Source organism: Bacillus sp. SRL543 (genome assembly GCF_984799205.1).
Genome location: NZ_OZ481794.1, coordinates 882,928 through 906,690 on the forward strand (window position 1 = coordinate 882,928; position 23,763 = coordinate 906,690).

The following is a 23,763-nucleotide window of genomic DNA, read 5'->3' on the forward strand; positions in this document are numbered from 1 at the left end:
CAGGGGACCTGACCCCCCTGGCTCAAAAACAAGCCAAGGGACCTGACCCCCTGGCTCAAAAACAAGCCAAGGGACCTGACCCCCTGGCTCAAAAACAAGCCAAGGGACCTGACCCCCTGGCTCAAAACGAGCCAAGGGACCTGACCCCCTGGCCCAAAACGAGCCAAGGGACCTGACCCCCTGGCCCAAAAACAAGCCAAGGGACCTGACCCCCTGGCCCAAAAACGAGCCAAGGGACCTGACCCCCTGGCCCAACGCCAAAGAGCCTGGCTTCCCACCCCGCCAAATTCCCCTTTGATTTTTCCCAATCCTTGTCATATAATAAAACTAACTAAGGATGATAATCATTATCAACTGAATTACTGATAATAGAAACAGAGAATTAAGAGGATTAGCTATGAAACTATGGGTTTTGACAATTGCAGCTTTTGTTTTGTCAGGTGTGTCGCTTTTTATTGGGGCGATTGATATCAGGATCAGTGATTTGCTTGATTGGGAGTCTGATAAGGCACATATTTTCCTGATCAGCCGTGTTCCGCGTTTGATGGCGATTATTTTGGCTGGGGCGGGGATGAGTATTGCCGGTTTGATTATGCAGTCTTTAAGCCGGAATAAGTTTGTGTCGCCGACAACTGCCGGTACGCTGGATGCAGCGAAGCTGGGAATTTTGATTTCGATGCTGTTTTTTACGAATGTGACGTATACGCAGCAGGTACTATTCAGCTTTGCGTTTGCTTTGGCGGGGACATTTGTTTTCATGCAGATTCTCGACCGGGTGAAATTTAAGGATGTTATTTTTGTGCCGCTGATCGGGATTATGTATGGAAATATTTTATCCTCGATCACGACGTTTTTTGCTTATGAGGCGGACCTTCTCCAGAATATTTCTTCCTGGCTGATGGGGAGCTTCACGTTAGTCATTTCAGGCCGTTATGAGCTTTTGTACATAAGTGTTCCAGCGGTGATCCTGGCGTATATTTACGCGAATAAGTTCACGGTGGCAGGCATGGGCGAGGATTTTGCGAAGAATCTGGGCTTGAGCTATAAGGTTGTGCTGAACCTGGGGCTGATCCTGGTTGCCATCATTTCAACAACTGTCGTGCTGACAGTCGGTGTCATTCCGTTCCTTGGGCTGATTGTGCCGAATATCGTTTCGCTTTATCTGGGCGATAATTTGCGCAAGTCGATCCCGCATACCGCTTTGTTGGGGATTGTGTTCCTGCTCATATGCGATATTATTGGACGGATTGTGATCCATCCATACGAGATTCCGGTCAATGTAACAGTGGCAGTAATCGGCAGTGCGATCTTCTTAATTATGCTGTTTAGGGGGAGAGCATATGCGAAAAAATAGTACGAAGCTGATATTCCTTGCCGTGCTGGCCATTGTTAGTATATTATTCTATGCTTTTTACGATATTAAAGGCGGTTTTGACTACGCCTTCCCAAGAAGGATGATTAAGATAGCGGCCATGGTGATAACAGGAACGGCGATTGCGTATTCAACAGTCGTGTTCCAGACGATCACCCATAACCGCATCCTGACGCCTTCGATGATGGGGCTTGGCTCCATGTATGAAGTGGTGCAGACCCTGATTTACTTTTTTGGCGGATCGATGTCTGTCTGGGTGCTGAATAAATACTTAAATTTCGGTGCAGCGATTTTCGCGATGGTATTGTTTGCGCTCTTGCTTTACCGTTTCTTATTCCGGGCTGATAAGTATCCTATTTATCTGCTGCTTCTGATTGGAATGATCATCGGGACGCTGCTCGGCAGCCTTGTCACTTTCCTGCAGGTTATCATCGATCCAGTTGAATATTTAAGTCTTCAGAGCCGCTTGTTTGCGACTTTTACCAATGTGAAATCTGATTTGCTAATGATTGCGGCAGGCATCCTTCTGCTGGCGTTCATTTACGGATTCCGCATTATGGGCCAGCTGGATGTGATGTCGCTTGGACGCGACAATGCGATGAATCTTGGCATCAACTATGACCGCATGGTGATGAATATCCTCATCCTGTCGTCCGTGCTGATTGCCACTTCGACCGCATTGGTGGGGCCAATCACGTTCTTTGGCCTGATTGTGGCTAATTTATCTTATCAATTTCTGGTTACCTATAAACACTCTGTGCTGATTTTGGGTGCCAGCCTGATCAGTGTCATTGCCCTGGTCGGCGGGCAGTTCCTTGTAGAACATATTTTTGAACTGCGCACTACATTAAGTGTGATTATCAATTTTGTCGGCGGCATTTACTTCATTTACTTATTATTAAAAGAAAGTAGGTCAGCAGGATGATAGAAATCAAAGGACTCACAAAGCATTTTGGGAAAAAGCCTGTTGTGGAGGATGTTTCAGTCACGATTGAGCCGGGGACAATTACGTCATTCATCGGGCCGAATGGTGCCGGGAAATCGACGCTTCTTTCGATGGTAAGCCGTCTATTGGATTCAGATACAGGTGAAATTCTGCTGGATAAAAATAATATTAAGAAATGGAAGTCTAATGGATTCGCCAGACGCGTGTCTATTTTGAAGCAGTCCAATTATATCAATGTCCGTTTGACCGTGCGCGAGCTTGTTTCTTTTGGCCGCTATCCGTATTCAAAAGGCCGCCTGACAGCAGAAGATGAAAAACTCGTTGAGCAGGCGCTGGAATATATGAATCTGATGGAGATGCAGGATCAGTTTCTGGATGAACTGTCAGGCGGACAGAAGCAGCGTGCGTTCATTGCCATGGTCATTGCACAGGATACCGATTATATTTTGCTGGATGAGCCGCTCAATAACCTCGATATGAAGCACTCTGTCCAGATTATGAAGATTTTGCGCAGGCTGGTGGATGAGCTTGGAAAAACGGTAGTCATTGTGCTCCATGATATTAACTTTGCGTCTGTGTATTCGGACCGCATTGTGGCTTTGAAAAATGGAAAGCTCGTGAAAAACGGGAAGACCCATGAGATTATTAATTCAGATGCACTGCGTGATATTTACGATATGGAAATTCCTATTCAAGAGCAGAATGGATGCCGTATTTGCGTTTATTTTAATTCTCATGCTTGAAAAATTCATGAGCAATCTCTGCAAAATAGTCTACTAGAAAGCTGTTTTGCGGAGATTGTCTTTTTTTTACAAAAAATCAAAATTATTTATAATTCTAGTTGACTTTGAGATTTGAGGGCTCTATAATGAGAATTGTTATCAGTGATAATGATTATCATCATCAAATACCAAATACATAGCAAGGGAGAAAGACAAATGAAAAAATGGAAAATCGCGAGTGCACTACTAGCAGCTTCACTCATGCTTGCAGCATGTGGATCCAACGAGGAAGCTTCAGGAGAAAAAGAAGTAAAGCCTGCAGCTGAGCAGACTTCTGCGGCGGCAGAAGAGCAGAATGGTGCTTACCCAATGACTGTTTCTCCAACAGTGGCATCAATTGAAGGAGATAAAGGCGCAGATCCTTATAACTTTGAAGAAGTTGAATTTGAATCCCAGCCAGACAATATCGTCGTTTTTGATTATGGATTCCTGGATACTCTGGATGCACTGGGCGTTGAAGGAGTCACAGGAGTTGCGAAAGATTCTACATTGCCGGCACACCTTGAAAAATACTCTTCTGACGAGTACTCAAGCGTCGGCGGCTTGAAAGAGCCTCTCCTTGAAGACATAGCAGAACTGGATCCGGATGTAATCTTCATTTCCGGACGTCAATCAGCATTCTACGAAGAGCTGAAAGAAATAGCACCTGTTGTGTTCGTCGGAACTTCTCAGGAAGACTACTGGGGCACATTCGAATCATCTGTTGATCTTGCAGCCAAAATGTTCGGCAAAGAAACTGAAGCTGAAGAATACATGGCGAAGATCGATACAGCTTTAGAGGAAGTCAAAACGCTTTCTGGAAACTATGAAACTTCATTAGTGACTATGTACAATGAAGGTCAATTGTCCGGTTTCGCTACAAATTCCCGTTACGGCTACATTTATGATAACTATGGATTCAAGCCGGTAACAGAAGATATCGAATCTTCATCACATGGTTCAAACTTCGGCTTTGAAGCAATCCTGGAATTTAACCCGCAGGTATTGTTCGTCATCGACCGTACAGCAGCAGTAGGCGGCGACTCAAACATCGAAGCCGACATGGAAAATGACATCGTCAAGAAAACAGAAGCCTACAAGAACAAGAAAATCGTATACCTCGACGGCCCGCTATGGTACCTGGGCGGCGGCGGACTCCAGTCCGAACTAGCGAAGATTGAAGAAGTTCTGGCTGAGTTGAAATAAAAGTGAGCCAAGGGGACGGTTCCCTTGGCTCTTTCTGAGACTGTGCCAGGGGGGCGGGTTCGACTGGGCCAGGGGGACAGGTACCTTGGCTCTTTTTTGAAACTGTGCCAAGGGACCTGACCCCCTGGCGCATAAGGGAGTGATTTCATTGAAGCAGATAAATCATTATATTGATTCGGTGTTTTATAAGGAGGATGCCCTGCTGGAGGAAGTTCTTTCATCCATCGTGGAAAATGGGATGCGGTCTATATCTGTCTCACCTTCCACTGGAAAGCTGCTGACTATGCTGGTCTCAATCTCGGGTGCTAAAAATGTACTGGAGATAGGGGCGCTTGGAGGGTACAGCGGAATTTGCCTTGCCAGGGGTTTCGGCAGCGATGGCAAATTGACTTCACTTGAACTGGTGGAAAGCTATGCCGAACTGGCCCGCAGGAATCTGAGTAAAGCGGGCTTTGGCGGGCAGGTATCTTATCTGACCGGGCCTGCTTTGGAAAGCCTGGATCAGCTAGTAGCTGATAATAAGAAATTCGACTTCTTCTTCATAGATGCCGATAAAGAGAATTACGAAAACTATCTGGAGCATTGCATTCGTCTGGCGGAAGAGGGAGCATTGATCGTTTGTGATAATGTACTCGCAAAAGGTACGGTAGCCGGCGAAAATGCAGAGCCCACACGCCATACCGAATTTATGAAAAAGTTTAATCAAGCTGTTGCTGACCACCCAAGGTTGGAATCTGTATTGGTGCCAATTGGGGACGGGCTTACTGTTTCGAGAGTGAAGTGAGCCAAGGGGACAGGTACCGTGGCTCTTTTTGAAACTGGCCAAGGGGTCTGTCCCTGTGGCTTACCTGTGGCCTACTAATTGGAGGGATATAAATGTTTGTACAAATGCGTAAATGGACATTGACAGAAGGAAATGCTAATAAGATTCTTGATCGTTTTCAGAAGAAGCCGGGTGAGGGGCCATCCCTGATTGAGCAGAGAGAGGGATTCATTGGCCGTGAGCTGCTGGTGAAAAATGCCCGCCGCGGAGAAGAAGAGGTAGTGATGATCATCCGCTGGGAGTCAGAAGAAGCATGGAAAGCTTGGGAGAAGAGTCCGGAGCATATTGCAGGGCATAAGAATAAGATTAAAGAGAATGGCGGGAAGCCGCCGAAGCCTGAGTATGTTATTGAGATGGAGATTAACAACTATACAGTGGTTGAGTGAAGATGAGCCAAGGGGACAGGTCCCTTGGCTCTTTTTTGAGATTGAGCCACGGGGCCTGTCCCCTTGGTACAAAAAAAGAAGCAGATTATCTGCTTCTCTCACATGCAAAATTATCATGATCACGGTCATGCTTTGAATCATATGCCGGATGGCTGGAGTCCACTCCATTCGGATATACTTTCCTTAATTCTGTACAATTCGCAAATGATTCTGTCTGTGCTGCTGCCTGCTCAGCTGCTGCAGCTGCTTCGGCGGCTTCTTGTTCTTTGCGTTTACGCTCGGCTTCCAATGCGGCTTCCTGCTCCTTGCGTTTACGTTCCGCCTCTAAAGCAGCTTCTTGTTCTTTTCTTTTGCGTTCTGCTTCAAGTGCAGCTTCCTGCTCTTTTTTCTTTTTCTCTTCTTCTAATTTCTGCTGTTCAGCCTGCTTTTGTGCCTCTTCTTCTTCAAGACGTTTTTGCTCAGCAGCTTTTTCGGCCTCTTCCTGATTTTTCTGTTCAGCTAATTTAGCGGCTTCCTCTTTCTTTTTCGCTTCCTCAGCTGCCTCTTTTTCAGCAGTATCGTTGTCAACTGTTGCTGCGACCTTATTTACATTTAGATCTGCTGCGCTTTCCTTCTCCGTTGATGTAACAGATGGGGAAGTAAGTGTGAGAATGAATGCTGAAATCAAACCCAGGGCAATTAGATATTTAGATTTGGAAAACTGAATCTGGCCTCTTTGATAGAGTTTATTCAAAAGATATCCCACAAAGAAAATGATGATGCCTATCCATGCTCTTTGGGATCCGACTAGACAAAATAATAAAAATAGAACAGAGATGATCAGCAATATTAATCTTACAAACTTCAAGATGTATCCTCCCTATGTGTAGTAGAACCATAATACCACACATTCACTTTGGGAGAAAATGTATTTTTTTCTCAGGAGTTCTATTAAGAGAGCCAAGGGGACAGGTCCCTTGGCTCTTTTAAAGACTGGGCAAGAAACCTGTCCCTGTGGCTCTTCATTTATGATACAGTGATATTAATAGTAAAAGAATTGGATAGAAGGCTAGGAATGATAATTAAAAAACTAATTTTGCTAATCTTATTTTGGCTTCTCATTATATTTTCCGCCACGGCCCAGATCTCAAACAAATTCATCCAGTGGCTAAGCCCGAATGCGGTTTCCCTTATTGATGAGAGAATGAGCTATACCTTTGGTCCTGTTTTAATTAATTTCATTGTTTTATTTGTATTAAGGAAAATTAAGATCCGAAAGAATTTGCTTGGCTTTTTGCTGCTATGTAATGCAGTTTTTTTCCTCTATTATATCTATTATCAGTTTGGGGATACGGCCCTTGGGAGGTTTAGGTGAGCCAGGGGGACAGGTCCGGTGGCTCTTTTTGAAACTGGGCCAGGGGACCTGTCCCCGTGGTTAAATACGAGTGCTCTGTCCCGCATTGAGGTGCTATATGATTAAGTTGACAAGAAAAATATCAGGATATATTCTTAGTCTTGTTTTTGGAGTATTGCTGGGGGCAATAGCAAAGTATTTGGATACGGTCTCCGTTGATGGGCGCTGGGGAAGCTATATCCTAAGCTATTCAGGGGATATTTTTACAAGGCTCGGCATTTGGGTATTGATCGGGACCATTTTGGCTGCTTATAGTAAAACACTGTTAAGAGCGGCTGTGAATACGTTTCTGTTCTTTCTCGGCATGCTGATTAGCTATTATGTGTATTCCGCCTATTTATTCGGATTTTTTCCAACGAGTTATTTTCTTCTGTGGGGCAGTGTAGCCATTGCATCGCCTATTTTGGCAATGATTGTTTGGAAAGCTAAGAATGACCTGCGTCTGGCTTTCGTCCTGCCAGCTCTCCCAATGGGGCTCTTATTAAGCCTTTCCCTGGGAATAGGTCTGTTTTATGTATATGTATCTTATATGGAAGAGTTATTGATGTATATCGTTCTATGCATCATCTTTTATAGAACAGGAAAGCAAATGGCTATATCCATTATTCTTTCATTCGTTGCGGCTATAATTTTCGGCCTTTATAGTCCAATTCAATTTTGAGCCAGGGGGACAGGTCCCTTGGCTCTTTTTGAAGTGAGCCAGTGTACCTGTCCCCCTGGCTCACCGCCCCAGCTTCTCCGGATTCATGGTGATATAAATTTGCGCAATACGATTATCAAAGATTGCAAAGCTTATGGTGCTGTGAATGCGGCCGTTCATGTAGTTTACCATGGCGGGCTGGCCATTGATGGCGGTGAGGGTGAATTGTACTTCATCGGGTAAATTGCGTGTGATTCCATGTAAGAAGAGCAATACCCGCTGGCGGGTGAGAATCGGACGTACTGCGGCTTTGACTTTTCCGCCGCCGTCGGAGTAGAGTGTGACATTTTCTGAGATGAGTTCGAGCAGGTCTTCTGTCCGCTCTGTTTGAAAAGCGAGGATGAAGCGCTGGATCAGTGAGAGGTTCTTTTTATAATCCAGGCTTTCTCCATCGGCTGCAGCCATTTTCTGCTTGGAGCGGCTGAACAGCTTGCGGCAGTTTTCTTCTGTTTTCTCAATCATTCTGCTAATCTCCGAATATGAAAAGCCGAACGCCTCCCGGAGCAGCAGAACCGCACGTTCATGAGGGGTGAGATGCTCCATCATCCGTAAATAGGCGATGCTTAAATACTCCTTTTCCATGAGGATTTCCGACGGATCGGTGCGCTGGTCCCCAGGCTGCAGGAGGGGTTCTGGATTCCAGGGACCGATATATTGCTCTTTTTTTACCTTAGCAGATCTTAAAAAATCGATGCAGCGGTTTGTCATCATCCTGCATAAATAAGCCTTTTTGTTCTCGACCTGCTGTTCAGGCAGCTGATAGGCCCGTAGGAAGGTTTCTTGGATCAGATCTTCGGTTTCTGAGACGGAGCCGGTCATGCGGTAGCCGAGAGAAAATAATAATGGCTTATACAGTACATAATCTTCATCGCTAATTTGCATGCTTGATCCTCATTTCTTTATCGATCACTTCCAGAGCAGCTTGTTGTCCGCTTTCCGCTGCAGCCTCTGACAGTATGCAAGACGGCGAAGCCCAATCACCGGCAGCATAAAGCCCGGGGAGAATGGCGCAGCTGCGGGAAAACAGCGATGCGTCTTCAACTTTTGGCAAGCGGGCATTCACTGTTATTTGCGGAAGGCATCTCTCAGTAATGATATATTTCTGCCAGCCAGGCTGTAATACCTCTAAAAAATTCTCCAGCTTTATTTTTTCTTCCGTGACATCAATGGGCTCATTGGGATGATGGTATTTCAAAACATGGAGAATGGTGCTTTCTCCTTTCTGCGACAGCCGGGCATAGTTAGAGTGAACAGAATAATAGTAGGGTGCATCGATTCCCATTGCGAATAAGTTTTCAGGATTGGGGAGCTTGGTTAATGCTACATCCAATGCGGCCGCTTTGATCGGTTCCAATTGATTGAAAGGGAGCTTGCCGGATTCGCCGAGCAGGCCATTCAGTGCTTGAGGGGGACCGGTATAAATGATGCTATGGCAAAGAATGGGTTCCTGATTGTTTACTGCTACTTGCCATTGGCCACTGTCCAGTGCCGTCAGCTGCTTCACATTTGCACTGGTCTGAATCTGTACATTGTTCATGACCGCCTGGTTGTTCAGCTGGTCAATGATGGATTGCCATCCATCATCCACATAAATCACACCGCCCATACCGATTTGCAAGTGGGCCAGCATGACACTCGCACTCATTTGTTCGGGGGCATGTGAATAGCTTACAAGCCGGCCTAGTGTAAAAAGGAGCTTCTGGATGTTAGGAGTCTTCGTGGTTTCGTGCACAAATTGATGGAAGGTTTGATTCCTGAATTGGCCGGGCTGCAGCTTCTGAACCTTGCGCAGAATCCCTATCCATTCTATTTTTTCTTTCCAATTTAGAAGCTTTGACTGCAGAACCCCGTTGGGTGAAAAAGGTGCCGTAAAGGCGTGGGGTCCATCCATTAACAAGCCGCCTAATTTCGGGGTACTGCCATTGATTTCTATACCCAATTCTTTGAGAATGGGCACTGCTTTTCCTTTTTTATAAAGAGCGTGCGGTCCGATATTAAAAAACTGGCCGCTGATGATATCTGTTTTCGCGCGCCCTCCGGCAGACTTCGCTTTTTCAAGCAGCAGAGTCTTCATTCCTGCCTTCCCTAAAACAGCTGCGGAAACAAGGCCAGCTAAACCGCCTCCTATAATAACAGCATCCCAATGATTTTGAGTCATAAATATCCCTCCTGTTTTGAATTCATTCTCAAGACGAACGAAGGGGGAGTTTTGTGACAGGAGCCAAGGGGACAGGTCCCTTGGCTCTTTTTGAGACTGGGCCAGGGGGCCTTGTCCCTATGGCTCGTTCCGGAGCCAAGGGGACAGGTCCCTTGGCTCTTTTTGAAACTGAGCCGGGGGACCTGACCCCCTGGCTCACCCTCTGGCTCAAACCGGGCCAGGGGACCTGACCCCCTGGCCTATTTTATGTTATATTATATATGACCAAATAAACAAAAATAGTCATATATAATTTAGGGGTGAGCAAGATGCCGAAGGGTTTTTCGGAAGCTGAAAGAGAGAGAATTATTTCCATGCTTAGAGAGGAAGGGCTAAAGTTGTTTGCGGCGCATGGCATCAAGAAAGTTACGGTGGAAGCGCTGGCGGGTGCGGCACATATTGCGAAAGGATCGTTTTACACATTTTATCAAACGAAAGAGGAACTTTTCCTGGACATCAGTTCTTATTATCAGGAAAAGTTATTTCATGATCTTGAACCTATTTTAGCTAACGCATCTTATTCGAATAAGCAGAAGGTTTCTGAATTCATGAAAACAGCTTTGGAAAAATTAAAATACTATCCTCTCCTGGATATGATTGATTCGGAAGTCATTGAGTTGCTTTATAGAAAATTGCCAGCGGAAAAGGTGGAGGCTGAACTTAAATCAGATATTGTGAAATTTGAGATTTTTGAAAAGCATAATATAAAGTTTCATTATGATGCACCCATTGTGGTTAAAATTCTGCAAAAGGCTATGATTGCCTGCATTCAGAATTCTAATGATGAGGATCATGAATTGGTCTCCGCAATCTTAATCGAGTCACTTGTGGAGAAGGTGGTGAGTGAGGATGAGTAGTATCATTTCGACAGAAAATATTTCAAAATCTTATGGTGAACTTTTTGCAGTTAATCAGGTGTCCATTCGTGTTGGCAAGGGGGAGATATATGGATTTTTAGGTCTTAATGGTGCAGGCAAAACGACAATGATCAGAATGCTGCTGGGAATGATCAAACCATCCCAAGGCAAAGCCTTTATTAAGGGAGAAGCTGTGGATGCCGGGAAATTTAATTTATGGGAAAAAGTGGGATATGTGGTTGAAACGCCAAATTCTAATCCGGAACTGACCGTTTCTGAAAATCTTGAATTGGCTAGAAAGCTTAGAAATTTAAAAGACAAGTCAGCGACAATGAAAATCATAGAAAACTTAAGTTTGTCGGATTATAGGGATACAAAAGCGAGAGACTTATCGCTTGGGAATAAACAAAGGCTCGGGATAGCAAAAGCATTGATTCATAGTCCTGAAATTCTTATTTTAGATGAGCCGACAAATGGTCTGGATCCTGCCGGTATCGTTGAAATACGCAATTTGCTGCAGCATCTGGCTAAAAGTCAGGGAGTCACTATTCTGATATCAAGTCATCTCCTTGGAGAGATTTCAAAAATAGCTGATCGAATCGGTATTATTCATAAAGGGAAGTTAATGAAAGAATTTAACGCAGATGACTTTGAGCATTTGAGAGAGAAAAAGGTCTTTATTGATACAAAGGATAATAAGAGGGCAAAAATAACGCTTGAAAGCAGAGGCTATTCCGTCCTGCTTACAGAAGAGGGCTTGAGCTGCAAGGATGATAAAGCTGTGCAATTTCCTGAAAAACTCGCGGAGATTTTAGTTCACAGCGGGTGTCCGCCGAAAAAACTGGTGGTGAAATACGAAGATTTAGAAACCTATTTTCTAAGAATCATAGGAGAAAAGGAGGTTTCATTATGAACAGCTTAGTTACTGTTGTGGCAACTGAGTTCCAAAAAATATTTAAATCAAAGATCTTTATTCTTACTTTTATAAGTATGCTGCTGTTGCCTCTGGCTGCTGCATTATTTGCCTTTATTGCTATGCACCCGGAAATGGCGCAGTCCTCGGGGATCGTTGCCCAAAAAGCGGACATCATGCCGATTAAAGATTGGGCTTCCTATTTAAATGCCATTTCACAAATGATTTCAGTGGGCGGTATCATTATATTCGGTTTTATTACCAGCTGGACTTTCGGCAGGGAATTTTCTGATGGAACTGCAAAGGATTTGTTTGCTTTGCCTTTATCAAGAATGGCCATCCCCGCTGCTAAATTCATTGCCGCTGGAATTTGGAGCATTTTATTATCGGTTGTGATGTTTATATCCGCAACGATATTAGGTTTATTGATCTCTATTCCTGGCTTCGATTATCATCTCTTTTTGTCAGATATGGGGATGTATTTTATAAGCACACTATTGGTCATCCTGTTAAGTCCCCCCATTGGCTATTTCGCTTGTATTGGCAAAGGTTATTTATCGCCATTAGGCTTTCTAATATTGGTGATATTCATAGGAAATATAATGGGGACAATGGGACACGGAGCCTATTTTCCCTGGAGTATCCCTGGAATCTATGCAGGTGCAGCCGGTGAAATGGACCTCCCGCTGGCCAGCTATTTCATTGTATTAGCAGCAGGGCTGCTGGGAACAGCCGCAACATTTGCATGGTGGAGGTATGCTGACCAGAAATGAGCCAAGGGGACAGGTCCCTTGGCTCTTTTTGAGACTGGGCCACGGGGCCTGACCCCTCGGCTCAAACCGGGCCACGGGGCCTGACCCCTCGGCTCAAACCGGGCCACGGGGCCTGACCCCTCGGCTCAAACCGGGCCATGGGACCTGACCCCCTGGCTCAAACCGGGCCACGGGGCCTGACCCCCCGGCTCAAACCGGGCCACGGGGCCTGACCCCTCGGCTCAAACCGGGCCACGGGACCTGACCCCCCGGCCCCATTATGAAAAGGTTAAAAGTAGCCCTGAGTCTAATTAAAGTGAGCAGCTTTGCTTACTAGGAAATGTTTTATGTCCTTTACCTTAATATCAGAACATTTTCATGTCTTGTGTTACCCGAGGTTCATGGCTTTTAGGATGAGGAGACTATTTACCTCTAAAGACCTGTTAAGTAATTTCCAATTTTATGGTATCCTTATATAAAGGAGGTCTTGCTAGTGACTTTTAATAAAAAGTACTACTTAGGATATTTAGTATTTGTTATTGCCCTTGCGATCGTTTATTTTACAGTTCCACGTGAATATGGATTTTATGCTTTGATGGCGTTGTCTATTTTATTTGGTGTATTTCAGTTTTTTATTATCCCAAAGAAAAGCAACAATGAAAAAAATGAGGATGTCCCAAAAGTATAACTTTTGGGGCATCCTTTTCTTTTTGGGCAAAAAAAAGAAGAAAATCGATCCTTTTGATATAATGAAGTCACCACAACAACCATTATAAAAAGAAAGGATCGATTTTCTTATGTACAAACAGTATAACACGAACCAACTGACCCTTCCAATGGATATTGAAGTCCTCATACCCGAACAGCACCTTGCCCGGCTAATTGACCTTGCGGTCAATCAAATGAACCCCACTATTTTTACTTCCCTCTATCCTGGAGGAGGCCGTCCTCCCTATCACCCAAAAATGATGTTGAAAGTCATTTTGTACGCGTATGCCAACCGCATCTATTCATCTCGCCAAATTGCCAAACAATTAACCGAAAATATTTTCTTTATGTGGCTTTCAGGCGAACAGCAGCCAGATTTCAGAACCATTAACCGGTTCAGGACTGAACGAATGAAGGATGTTATCTATGAAACCTTCTTCTCCATTGTAGACCTCCTCCGGGAGGAAGGCCTCGTTAAGCTGGAGGATTACTTTCTTGATGGCACCAAAATAGAAGCCAACGCCAACAGATATACTTTTGTTTGGAGAAAGGCTACCGAAAGATATGATAAGCAACTGGATGAGAAGTTCCGTCAGATTGTCATGGACATTGAACTGGTTACGAGTGAAGATGAAAAAGCAGAACAGGAATTGGGCTTTCAGGAGAAACTGGAGGAATCACCAATTACCTCTGAAAAAATTGCAAACACAGTCAAGAAACTTGAAGAACGGCTAGAACAAGATCCTAAAAATAAACCTTTAAAAAAGGCGCATCGTCAATTAAAAAAGGATCTTCTGCCACGTAAACAAAAATATGAAGAACAGAAAGCGACATTTGAGGACCGAAACAGCTATTCCAAAACTGATAAAGATGCCACATTCATGAGAATGAAAGAAGATCACATGAAAAACGGTCAGCTAAAACCCGGATATAATGTCCAAATTGGGACAGAAAATCAGTTTGTCGTTGGCTTCAGCCTTCATCAGCGAGCAGGAGATCCAGGATGTTTTATTCCACACTTAAATATTTTAAAAAAGTACAAGCGCCCAAACCCAAAAACAGTGATTGCCGATTCTGGTTATGGCAGCGAGGAAAACTACTCCCATTGTGAGGGAGAGGAAATTGAAGCGCTCATCAAGTACAGCACTATCGATAAGGAAACAACGAAAGCATGGAAAGAACAAGTGGGCCGAATTGAAAATATGGAATATGATGAGGAATTGGATGAGTGGATCTGCGCAAATGGAAAGAGGTTAACCTTCCAATATGAAAGCAAAAAAACCTCAGATAATGGATATGAATCGGTTAAACGGACCTACCGGTGCACTGACTGCCACGGTTGCCCTTTCCTGTCATCATGTGCAAAAGACAAAGATGTAAAGACCGTTCAGGTCTCTATAAAAAACCAAAAGCAGCGAAAAGAAATCCGCGAAAAGCTGTCGACTGAAAAAGGAGATCAAAAGTACCGGAAGAGGAAAATAGAGGTTGAGCCGGTATTTGGTCAAATTAAATACAATAGGGAATTTAACCGTTTTTCCTACCGAGGACTCTCAAAAAATCTGACAGATTGGGGGCTTATTTGCGTTGCGCATAATTTACTAAAATGGGATTCCATCACTAAGAAACCAAAAGAAAAAGCACAATAAAGGGGCATCTATCCTCTCAACGCTACCATTAGCCTCCAAAAATACCCAAATTTTTTCAAATAACAAAAAAACTGACCCAAAAGATCGTAAATCAACGACCTTTTGAGTCAGCCTCATTTTTTAATATACTCTTACTTTTTGTGCAGATGTAGTTTTTGAACTTATTAGATTGGTACGTGCACTATCTTTATATAGATTAAACTGTATTTTTGACCACAAATAATTCGGATCCGAGTCTAAAGCGGTTGCACCACGTCTTTTGTAGTAACCAGTTTTAAGGTTATATTGAATCATAATTGTAGCAAAAGCACCTGCATAAGGGCCTATTCCTGGAATTAGACTTAAAAGAGTCTGTGTAATTACCTGTGCGGTAAATTTACCATTTGCTGTAATTGTATAACTATCCCATTTTGACCATGCCCAGGAACCAACTATTGATTGTATTCCTACTTCACTTGAATTGGAGGTAGAGACCTCAATAGAATTATTAGAAGAGTTATCTGACTCTACTTCTAGAACAATAGAATTTGCTTGATCTTCTAAATCTTTTCTTTGAGAATCACTTAGATAATCACTTTTAACAGTAATACGACCAGTGCTTTTGTCTGTAATAAATGTCTTTGTACCTGCTGAAGTTGTCGCATCCACAGTACGTACATTACTACTTTCCTGTACTGTATATGTCACCCCATCATATTCAAAATTCTGAATGCTATTGTTTTCCATTACATTAAGAGATGCTTCTGGTGCTTCAGAAGCTTCAACCAGATTGGAGGCCAAGGGCATAGTCATAACTGACAAAGATAGAGCTGAGGCAAAAAATTTTCTTCTTAACATTTGCTTAACACTCCTTTAGATGAAATTGGAATTTAATTTTCATGAAATTTCATAGACTTGTGAGGTATATTAGTATAATTTACTCACTGGAAAATTGTATTTGAGTAAAAATGTACTATTAATTTAGTGTCTATCGTCAATCTCTTTTTTTTGGCTGACAGATTGAGGATGGGTCAGGGTGCAGGTTTAGTCCCTCTTTTTAATTAAGAGGGGAAAACCCATGCCTCAAAAAATTAGAAACAAATGCCTTTTTCATCCGTGTATACTGCAGAGGGAGGTGGCGAATGGCAAAGTTGTCTTTGGATGGTTTGTATGAGGAGTATGCGAGGGATGTGCTTCGCTATTTGCTGTCTCTGTCTGCGGACCGGGCTACTGCGGAGGATATGATGCAGGAGACGTTTTACCGCGCGTATTTGCATATTGAAGATTTGCATGAGGAGAAGATCCGGCCGTGGCTTTTCCGGGTTGCTCAGAATGCGTATATAGACCATATCCGGAAGCGGAAGAGAGAAAGCATTCAGTCGGAAGATTTTTTCTCTGTGATGAGAGACACTGGAGCATCTGTGGAGCATCGCGTTTTTCAGCAGGAAAAGCTAGTCGAGGTGATAGAACGGATGCAGAGGCTGCCGGAATCTCAGAAACAGGCGTTGCTTCTTGTGACCGTGCATGATTTTACATACAGGGAAGCGTCAGAAATCTTGGGGACATCAGAATCAAATGCTAGATTGCTGGTGTTCCGTGCGAGGAAGAAGCTGCGTGACTTTGAGAGAGGTGAAGAAGATGAGTGAGGATTTTAAGAAAAAGCTTGAGGATTATAGTAATGGGCTGCTTTCTAAGGAAGAAACTGAAGAAGTGGAAAAAGAATTGGATAAAATGGAATTATATCAATCCTATTTAGATTCATTGATGGGTTCGGAAGAGGAACTGGAAAAGGGACCTTCACTTGAGAAGAAGCTGGTCAAGAAAGGAAAGTGGAAGGCCCGCCTGCAGAATGCGTGGACGGCTTTATCATTGCTTCTGCTGTTTCTGATTGTCGGCTGGGTTACCTCGGCAGTTTTTTATTCATGGGGAGAGCCGGATCGGCAAGATGTATATGCAGATGCGATTAAGGCCGCTGTAGAGACAACCCAGCCTAATATTAGGATAGGAAGCACAGGGATGAACACTGGTGTATTTACCATGACTTACGATGGAGAGATTCGCAAAATGATAGGCAGGGAGGAGGAAATTGTTGATCGATTCAAGACGAAATTCCTTTTCGGTTGGTTTTCGTTTGAATTGCCGAATGGCCTATTAGGCGGTCAGCGTTTCTTTTATCCCGAGAACGTTGTGAACTATCAGATTACAGACGGTTTCGACCAGCTGGAAAAATTGCCCGAGGGAACGGTATCGGAATTGTATATCACCTTCACAGACTATATGAGCACAAACGAATTTTTAAAAAAGATGGAAGATAAAGAAATGATGCCCGTCTGGATGGCTGCGGATACAGGGCGGGAAAACGAGCGTGAGAGAAATCCGATAGGCCCCGCGGAGCCATTTGGCTTCCCATATATGGGTTATGGCTTCAGATCTGACTTTAAGACAGTATCAAAAGAAGAGAAAAAAGGATTATTAGGAGGATATTCTACAGAAATTAGCGAAACAGAAAGCATAGAATCATATGGCGACGGGGAGAAAAGGGAAGCAGAATTCTTGAAAGCCCTCCACTTGATTGAAGAATATCAACGCAGGACCCGGTCACTCCACTGGCAATCAAAAGAAGAGCTGAAAGCCAAGATCGATTACGTTGAAAAAAATGGCGTCCGGCTCTACGGTGCAGTTGTAACCGGCCCATCGAAGGAACTCTTGAAGCTGAAAGAGGAAGATTGGGTGGGGAGCGCGAAGATAGGGGAGAAGAGGCTGTGGAATTGGTAGTTGAGCGGGGCAGGGATGCCTCGAGAGCCAGGGGGACAGGTCCCTCGGCCCGTTTTGAGAATGGGCCAGGGGGTCTGTCCCCCCGGCCCATAAGGGAGGATGGGACATGAAATTAAGCAATTTTAAAAATGCAATTGATGCCACGATTCTCGACAGAGGGCATGATTATTATATAGACGGGCGCTTGGAGCATATAGAAACCAATGCTGAAAATAAGTATTTTTTCCAAGCGGAGGGGACGGATATTTATGAGGTGTGGGTAGAGATTGAGGAAGATGGGGAGATTGCCGATTCCGAATGTGATTGTCCCTATGATTATGGCCCGATCTGCAAGCATCAGGCTGCAGCTTTTTACCAGCTGGCGGGAATGTTGGATGAAGTTAAGAAGGAACATGGAGCAGTGAAAAAAATTGAGAAAGTTCCGGTTCTGGAAGATGTCCTGGCTGATTTATCAAAGGAAGAATTGATTCAAATCATCGTGGAAGCGACCTTTCATGATGAAGGACTTGAAAGAAAAGTCTTAATGAAATATGTAAAGGGAGACAGCAAACAAGAGCTGAAGGCATGCAAAAAGCTGATCAAGGATATTGTGAGGGAGTATAAAGGCCGGGGCGGTTTCATTACTTCCAGGAACGCTGGCCGGTTTACGATCGAGCTGGAAACAGTCCTCGAAAAAGCGGGTGATGTCAGTGAGCCGGAGCTGGCTGCTGATATTTCTTTGTTACTTCTGGAGGAAGCTATAGCTTCCTTTCAATATACAGATGATTCAGATGGGGACGTTGGTTTTCTAATCAAGGGAACTCTCGAGAAGATTGAGGAAATCGCCATGGATGCTGCTGGAAGTGACCAGGGGGAAGTGGTGTTCAACAAGCTATTGAAGGCTGCAAATAGTAACATGTTTGATGGCTGGGACGAATTCCAGATTGACCTTCTCCAAATTTGTCTGATATTTGCCTCGACTGATTATTATAGAGAACAATTAAGAAATATTATTGAGTCCCAGCTACTAAGAGAAGCGCCGGATGATAGGTATTCGAAATACAGGAAGGAAAGCCTGCTTCAGCTATTATACCAGCTGCTTGATCAGTATGGGCCGGCAGAGGAAGCGATGAAGTTTATGCAGGAGCACCTGCACTTTTCCTCTTTTAGAAAGCAGCTGCTGGAGAAATATCTGGAGGAAAGCCATTACGAAAAAGTCATCGAAGTTGCTTTGGCTGGAGAGGACCAGGATAGAGAGTATGCTGGACTGGTAACCAATTGGAAGGAATACCGGTACAAAGCATATAAAGCCCTTGGAAGGAAAGAAGAGCAGCAATCATTGGCGAGGGAACTGTTTTTAGATGGCGACTTTGGCTTGTACGGGGAGCTGAAAGAGCTTGGAAAAGAGAATGAACGGTTTTATGAGAAGCTTAAGGAAGAGCTGAAGGGGAATAATAGATGGAAAAATGAACGCCTCCTGCTTCAATTGATAGAAAAGGAAAATGATACGGAAGAGCTTATGATCTTTGTCCGGAAAAATCTCAGCTATATTGAAAGATATGCCGGAAAGCTCGCAAAACATTATAAGGAAGAAGTTACCGGGATATACAGGGCATATATCTATAATGAAGCAAAATCTGCATCCAATAGAAGCCAGTATCGGGAGGTTTGCCGGAAGTTAAACAGGTTCAAGAAAATTGCAGGCAAGCCAGAGCAAAATGAAATCATCGAAGTGCTGCTCGAGGATCAAAAAAGAAGGCCGGCGTTTTTGGATGAGCTGGAGAAGATACGGTGAGCCAGGGGGTCTGTCCCCATGGCTCAAAAAGGAGTTGACATTCATATGCCAGATTTATCTCATGATGAAATAAAAGCTATTTTGAGGGGCGCAAACGGAATTATTCTTCAGGGAGGCAGGACACTTCTTGCCAAGATTTTGAAAGGTTCAAAAGAGAAAAAGGTGCTGGAGTTTGGATTGGACAAGTCCCCTGTTTACGGTTATTATCGGGCAGAAAAGCTGGAAGAAGTGATGAGGAAAATTGACTGGATGCTGGACCATGACTTTCTGGATATAGAGTATCAGGGGAAACTCCCGATGATTGTGTTTACGGAGAGGGGCTGGCTGATTGAAGCTGACCAGATGGCCGATGAATTGATCTATGAATGGAAGGACTGGATCCACCAGGGAGTACTGGAACCGGATATGCAGTATTTAAAGGATCGAAATCGCGAGATGATCCTTTTGATGCTGGAAAAAATCAAGGAATCCAGAAACAAAGAATTTATACCTTACTTGGCGTTATGGGAAAGAATTGAATATAAAAAAGTCCGCGCCGCAATTAGGGAGACCATTAATCTGCTGGAAGAAAATAAGCAGACAGATAACGAGGCAGCCGAGGAACGAAAACTGAAAATGGATGAAGCTTTAAAAGGTTCAGCTCCTCAAAATCTTCTATTAAAATGCTATGAATGCGGAGACAAATTCACTTTTTCTATTGGTGAACAGCAATTTTTTAAGCAGAAGGGTTTTGCGCTTCCCAAGAGATGCAGCGGATGCCGGGAATCACGTGAGTTGAGGGAGTTTTTCAACTGGGAGCATTAGGATTTTAGATAAGGAGCAATAGCAATTGGGAAAGAAGGAAAAACGAGGGCATTTTTGCATAGGATGCGGCATGGATAAGCCTAATGAAAAGTTTAGCGGGAAGGGTCACAGGCAGCATATTTGCAAGGCATGCAAAAGAGCGGGGAAAACAGGGATGGTTTTCTCCACTTCTGAATACGACCGCGAAATGAATCAGTTATCCAGGGCAATCAGAAATTGTATGATCTTGTATACGGAGAGGATGAACTTTTTCTTATTCCAATATAAGAAAGAACTATATATTACACGAGAAGAGTTTGATTCTGAGATTTTCGTGTATCAGGCAAATAGGCAGCAGGATTTTATTGTGTCAGAATCCTTATATCAATATGAATCTCTGCTGGAAGTCTTATATAGCAAATACTATAATGCGATGGATGACGGGCAGAGTGTAGTATATGCCGATTTAATAGAAGAAGATGATGGTCCTGAAATAATCTTGACCCAGAAACAAAGGCATTATAAGAATATGATTCTTTCGATTAATAATGTGGAATGAGCCATGGGGACAGGTCCCCTGGCCCGTTTTGAGACTGGGCCAGGGGGTCTGTCCCCATGGCTCCTAATTCAGGAGGCGAAATAAGTGAGGAAGATAATTTTAACAACTGAAAGCGGCGCGGATTTACCGGGGGATTTAGCTGTAAGGTACAATATTCAAGTGGTGCCGATGCATATTGTCATGGATGGGACGGATTATTTGGATGGCCATTTGCCGGTTGAAGATATCTATGATTATTATGCTCGTACGAAAAAAATCCCTTCTACGACGTCGACTAATGCCTATGAATACGAGGAGTTTTTTGCGAAGATAAAAGCGGATAATCCTGATTGCATCATTATCCATATTGGCTATACAAGCAAAGCCTCGTCTTCTTTTCAGAATGCCGTGATCGCATCGGAGGAATTTGAGGATTTATTCCTCATTGATGCCCTGAACGTGACAGGCGGACTGGCCGCCGTTGTCATCTATGCAGCGGAACAGCTGGAAAAAGAGCCTGGCATTGAGCCTGCAGCTCTTGTTGAAAAAATAGAAGCCATCGTGCCGAAGTCCAGGCTGGCTTTCATACCGGGCAGCCTGGATTTCTTAAGAGCCGGCGGGCGCGTAAGCAATATGGCGTATCTTGGCGGGACACTATTAAAAATAAAACCTTGTATAGAATTAGTTGATGGCAAGCTCGTCTCGACGAAAAAGTATCGCGGAAAAATGAGCACTGTGGCTGAAAAATTGATGCAGGATTATTTGAATGACTACAAGATTGAAAGAGAGCAGCTTTACTTCATTTACTCAATCGGTCTTGATGAAACAATTAAGAAGCGGATGGACGAAATTGCCGCAGATGCTGGATTCAAAGACGTAAAGTGGATTCAAGCTGGCGGCATGATCTCCACCCACTCTGGAGCCGGCGGTTTTGGAGTGGCGGGATTAGAGCTTTAGGAGCCAAGGGGACAGGTCCCTTGGCTCTTTTTTTAAGTGAGCCAGGGGACCTGTCCCCCTGGCTCACTAACAGGTATAATTAGGAAATAGAGGGGAGGAAACTAGTTGATTATCCCAAATAAAGTGAATGTTAATTTACCTGCAGATATAAGTGAAAACGTTATACAGTCGATTGTTGATTGGTTCGAGAAGCATCAGCGGTCGCTTTATATACTAGGCTGGTCTTATGTTAGAAATCAGCAGGAGATGGAAGAACTGTTTTATCAGGCTATTTTAATATCACAGAAAGAATTGGCTAAGGTTAGAAGCAAAGCGTCATTTGAGAATAGTCTTAGATCAATTTATATACATAAATGCAGGGAGCTTGCAGGTGGCTTGAGCCTGGAAGCTGCAGCGGCCGGCGGGATTTATGAAAAGCTATTTGGTGCTCTTGGCGAGTTGGACGGTCAGGAGAGGGAAGCGCTGGTCTATACTTATATGCAGGGACTTTCTGCAGAGGATACAGCTCTTGTCCTTGGGAGGAGTTCAGCTGAACAGGTGAAAGATTTGCTGCGCTCCGGAATCCAGTTTCTTAGAGAAGCACTGAGTGAAGGTGAACACTTCAATGGCTGCCCGGAGTATCAAAAATTTTATCTGGATTACCTTGAAAGAAACCTGGAGAGGCCAGAGAAAATCGAGTTTGAAAAGCATGTGTACCACTGCCGGGATTGCCAGGAGGATCTGGCTTCTTTTCAGGAAGTGAAATTGCAGTTTACGGAAAACCTGGAGGAATTCCAGGTGCCGGCCGGGTTTATGGTGGGCGTCAAGGAACGTATTGCTGAGACGGAAAAAGGCAGGCAGCAAAGAGCTGGCAAACGGATCAGGATTGCTTTTATTGCTGCAAGCGTTTTTGTCTTAGTCATGTGTACCGGATTTTTCACAGGAACCTTCGCGGATGCCTATTATAAATGGAAAGAGGAAGACCCGGAGCTGCGGGCTTTTCTCAGGGCAGACCTGGCTGAAAGGCTGAATCTGGAAGCGGAAAGCGATGGGGTGAAAATCAAGATTAAGAGTGTGATTGCTGATAAGTATCAGACCCTGATTTTTTATGAAATAGAAGATACGAAGAGAAACAATAAGTATATGATTAACTATGATGAAGGGATTTCTGTGCAGGACGATTGGAAAATTTTTAAAGGTCAATTTTACCCTCAGTACCAGCCTCCTGACCTGGAGTCCGAATTAAATAAGAAAGATCAGAATATCTACCATGGAAAATTGAGCCTGCCGCCGCTCAAGGAGGATAGCGAAACAATCAAACTTAAAATAACACAGATGATGAAATTACCCGGCGACTTTTCTGAACAAAGTATTTTCAGCCCATATGGGAACCCGGATTATGAAACAGGGGAGTGGGACTTTGAAATCTTTGCAGACAAAAAGCCCTCCACCGAGTATAAAATGGAGAAAGAAATTAAGGTGGAAGGGGTCACCGTTCGGCTGAAAAAGCTGACGTTTGCACCAACCGCAACAATTCTGGAATATGGAATTAATAATAAATTGCCGGAAAAGCGGTTAGAAAATATCAATTTTGAGCAGCTGGAAGTGAACAGGAAGGAACTGAAAGTTGATCTATATGGAAGCCTGGCCAGCTCATCTTATAATAACCAAGCACAATTTGAACCTCTTTTTGACAAACACGCAAACAAGGTTAAGTTGTATATGGATCTGGTGTATTTATCCTTCCAGGACAACAAAGTTATTGAGCTGGATGCAAAAAAAGACTATCCTCAAACATTTGAATATGCAGGCAGCACCATCTCCATCGACAAGTTTGAGATAGGAGAGCCAACCACAATCATCATAAGCAATCATGAAAAAGAACGATCATATGACACCCTTGACTTTGGTGTTCTCACCGAGAAAGGTCAAATGCCTTCGATAGAGATGGGATCTGAAGGTGTCCTTATTGATAAAAATGGAAACGAATATGATGCCAATAAACTAACACCCAATGAATTTGAAAAACTGGATAAACCTCGTTATATCACTACTGAAGAAAGCATAAAGATTCATGAGAAAAATGTGATACCTAAAGCACTTGAGTTTTACGGGTATAGGGCATCCAAGTATTTGGATGATGTTTTTGAGGTTTCGCTTGAATTATGATTGGGGCCGGGCGCTGAGCCAAGGGGACAGGTCCCTTGGCTCTTTTTAAGACTGCCTTGGGGGATCTTTCATTGTGGGAAAAATTGCTGAAGGAATAGATATGGTGAAATTGGGGTGAGGGGACAGGGTTACTGCCCTATTTTATTGAA

General features: G+C 43.8%; 22 protein-coding genes and 1 pseudogene. 19 read left to right on the forward strand and 4 right to left on the reverse strand.

Annotated features, from left to right (window positions below):
* Positions 1 to 397: 397 nt before the first annotated feature.
* From AC4E8B_RS04650 to AC4E8B_RS04675, 6 genes are all read left to right on the forward strand, one after another.
* Positions 398 to 1,354, forward strand: coding sequence for an ABC transporter permease (locus AC4E8B_RS04650; RefSeq protein WP_490217321.1), 957 nt, complete (start codon positions 398 to 400; stop codon positions 1,352 to 1,354).
* On the forward strand, positions 1,341 to 2,297 hold the full coding sequence (locus AC4E8B_RS04655) for an iron chelate uptake ABC transporter family permease subunit (RefSeq protein WP_490217322.1): 957 nt from the start codon (positions 1,341 to 1,343) through the stop codon (positions 2,295 to 2,297). Before AC4E8B_RS04650 ends, AC4E8B_RS04655 begins: the two co-directional genes overlap by 14 nt.
* On the forward strand, positions 2,294 to 3,061 hold the full coding sequence (locus AC4E8B_RS04660) for an iron ABC transporter ATP-binding protein (protein WP_490217324.1): 768 nt from the start codon (positions 2,294 to 2,296) through the stop codon (positions 3,059 to 3,061). Before AC4E8B_RS04655 ends, AC4E8B_RS04660 begins: the two co-directional genes overlap by 4 nt.
* Before the next feature lie 195 nt (positions 3,062 to 3,256).
* A complete protein-coding gene (locus tag AC4E8B_RS04665) occupies positions 3,257 to 4,285 on the forward strand; it encodes a siderophore ABC transporter substrate-binding protein (protein WP_490217325.1) in 1,029 nt (342 codons plus the stop codon).
* 148 nt (positions 4,286 to 4,433) lie between these two features.
* Positions 4,434 to 5,069, forward strand: coding sequence for an O-methyltransferase (locus AC4E8B_RS04670; RefSeq protein ID WP_490217327.1), 636 nt, complete (start codon positions 4,434 to 4,436; stop codon positions 5,067 to 5,069).
* A gap of 92 nt (positions 5,070 to 5,161) precedes the next feature.
* Positions 5,162 to 5,494: an antibiotic biosynthesis monooxygenase family protein gene (locus AC4E8B_RS04675; protein WP_490217329.1), complete on the forward strand. Its 333-nt coding sequence runs from the start codon at positions 5,162 to 5,164 to the stop codon at positions 5,492 to 5,494.
* An 85-nt stretch (positions 5,495 to 5,579) separates the two neighbouring features.
* Here AC4E8B_RS04675 and AC4E8B_RS04680 read toward each other — a convergent pair.
* A pseudogene (locus AC4E8B_RS04680) lies at positions 5,580 to 5,708 on the reverse strand (excalibur calcium-binding domain-containing protein); the annotation flags it as partial.
* 1,237 nt (positions 5,709 to 6,945) lie between these two features.
* Here AC4E8B_RS04680 and AC4E8B_RS04685 point away from each other — a divergent pair.
* Positions 6,946 to 7,548 (forward strand): hypothetical protein, encoded by a 603-nt coding sequence (locus AC4E8B_RS04685; protein WP_490217331.1) that lies wholly within the window; start codon positions 6,946 to 6,948, stop codon positions 7,546 to 7,548.
* 60 nt (positions 7,549 to 7,608) lie between these two features.
* Here the strand turns inward: AC4E8B_RS04685 and AC4E8B_RS04690 are convergent, their stop codons facing one another.
* Together AC4E8B_RS04690 and AC4E8B_RS04695 are read right to left on the reverse strand one after the other, a co-directional pair.
* The gene (locus AC4E8B_RS04690) at positions 7,609 to 8,469 is read right to left on the reverse strand and encodes an RNA polymerase sigma-70 factor (protein WP_490217332.1); all 861 of its coding nucleotides are present in this window, start codon (positions 8,467 to 8,469) and stop codon (positions 7,609 to 7,611) included.
* The gene (locus AC4E8B_RS04695; protein ID WP_490217334.1) at positions 8,459 to 9,745 is read right to left on the reverse strand and encodes a phytoene desaturase family protein; all 1,287 of its coding nucleotides are present in this window, start codon (positions 9,743 to 9,745) and stop codon (positions 8,459 to 8,461) included. Before AC4E8B_RS04695 ends, AC4E8B_RS04690 begins: the two co-directional genes overlap by 11 nt.
* Positions 9,746 to 10,053: 308 nt before the next feature.
* Here AC4E8B_RS04695 and AC4E8B_RS04700 point away from each other — a divergent pair, with 308 nt between their 5' ends.
* The 5 genes from AC4E8B_RS04700 to AC4E8B_RS04720 all read left to right on the forward strand — a co-directional run bounded on the left by AC4E8B_RS04700 (position 10,054) and on the right by AC4E8B_RS04720 (position 14,660).
* Positions 10,054 to 10,641, forward strand: a complete 588-nt coding sequence (locus AC4E8B_RS04700) for a TetR/AcrR family transcriptional regulator (protein WP_490217335.1) — start codon at positions 10,054 to 10,056, stop codon at positions 10,639 to 10,641.
* The gene (locus AC4E8B_RS04705; RefSeq protein WP_490217336.1) at positions 10,634 to 11,554 is read left to right on the forward strand and encodes an ABC transporter ATP-binding protein; all 921 of its coding nucleotides are present in this window, start codon (positions 10,634 to 10,636) and stop codon (positions 11,552 to 11,554) included. The genes AC4E8B_RS04700 and AC4E8B_RS04705 overlap by 8 nt, the downstream gene beginning before the upstream one ends.
* Positions 11,467 to 12,327, forward strand: a complete 861-nt coding sequence (locus AC4E8B_RS04710) for an ABC transporter permease (RefSeq protein ID WP_490217337.1) — start codon at positions 11,467 to 11,469, stop codon at positions 12,325 to 12,327. Before AC4E8B_RS04705 ends, AC4E8B_RS04710 begins: the two co-directional genes overlap by 88 nt.
* 472 nt (positions 12,328 to 12,799) lie before the next feature.
* Positions 12,800 to 12,994 carry a hypothetical protein gene (locus AC4E8B_RS04715; protein WP_490217338.1) on the forward strand — a complete coding sequence of 65 codons (195 nt, stop codon included), beginning with the start codon at positions 12,800 to 12,802 and terminating at the stop codon, positions 12,992 to 12,994.
* A gap of 109 nt (positions 12,995 to 13,103) precedes the next feature.
* On the forward strand, positions 13,104 to 14,660 hold the full coding sequence (locus tag AC4E8B_RS04720) for an IS1182 family transposase (protein WP_490217340.1): 1,557 nt from the start codon (positions 13,104 to 13,106) through the stop codon (positions 14,658 to 14,660).
* Between the two features lie 120 nt (positions 14,661 to 14,780).
* Here the strand turns inward: AC4E8B_RS04720 and AC4E8B_RS04725 are convergent, their stop codons facing one another.
* Positions 14,781 to 15,497, reverse strand: a complete 717-nt coding sequence (locus tag AC4E8B_RS04725; RefSeq protein WP_490217341.1) for a hypothetical protein — start codon at positions 15,495 to 15,497, stop codon at positions 14,781 to 14,783.
* A 284-nt stretch (positions 15,498 to 15,781) separates the two neighbouring features.
* Here AC4E8B_RS04725 and AC4E8B_RS04730 point away from each other — a divergent pair, with 284 nt between their 5' ends.
* The 7 genes from AC4E8B_RS04730 (at position 15,782) to AC4E8B_RS04760 (ending at position 23,614) form a co-directional block, all read left to right on the forward strand.
* Positions 15,782 to 16,285 carry a sigma-70 family RNA polymerase sigma factor gene (locus AC4E8B_RS04730; protein ID WP_490217342.1) on the forward strand — a complete coding sequence of 168 codons (504 nt, stop codon included), beginning with the start codon at positions 15,782 to 15,784 and terminating at the stop codon, positions 16,283 to 16,285.
* Entirely contained in the window at positions 16,278 to 17,414 is a 1,137-nt protein-coding gene (locus AC4E8B_RS04735; RefSeq protein ID WP_490217344.1) for an anti-sigma factor C-terminal domain-containing protein, read from the forward strand. Before AC4E8B_RS04730 ends, AC4E8B_RS04735 begins: the two co-directional genes overlap by 8 nt.
* A 106-nt stretch (positions 17,415 to 17,520) precedes the next feature.
* Positions 17,521 to 19,188, forward strand: a complete 1,668-nt coding sequence (locus AC4E8B_RS04740) for an SWIM zinc finger family protein (RefSeq protein WP_490217345.1) — start codon at positions 17,521 to 17,523, stop codon at positions 19,186 to 19,188.
* Between the two features lie 45 nt (positions 19,189 to 19,233).
* Positions 19,234 to 19,992, forward strand: coding sequence for an RQC-minor-1 family DNA-binding protein (locus tag AC4E8B_RS04745; RefSeq protein ID WP_490217347.1), 759 nt, complete (start codon positions 19,234 to 19,236; stop codon positions 19,990 to 19,992).
* Positions 19,993 to 20,179: 187 nt separating this feature from the next.
* Positions 20,180 to 20,530 (forward strand): hypothetical protein, encoded by a 351-nt coding sequence (locus tag AC4E8B_RS04750; RefSeq protein WP_490217349.1) that lies wholly within the window; start codon positions 20,180 to 20,182, stop codon positions 20,528 to 20,530.
* Positions 20,531 to 20,614: 84 nt separating this feature from the next.
* A complete protein-coding gene (locus AC4E8B_RS04755) occupies positions 20,615 to 21,466 on the forward strand; it encodes a DegV family protein (protein WP_490217350.1) in 852 nt (283 codons plus the stop codon).
* 105 nt (positions 21,467 to 21,571) lie between these two features.
* Positions 21,572 to 23,614: a DUF4179 domain-containing protein gene (locus tag AC4E8B_RS04760; protein ID WP_490217352.1), complete on the forward strand. Its 2,043-nt coding sequence runs from the start codon at positions 21,572 to 21,574 to the stop codon at positions 23,612 to 23,614.
* The last annotated feature ends 149 nt before the right edge of the window (positions 23,615 to 23,763 follow it).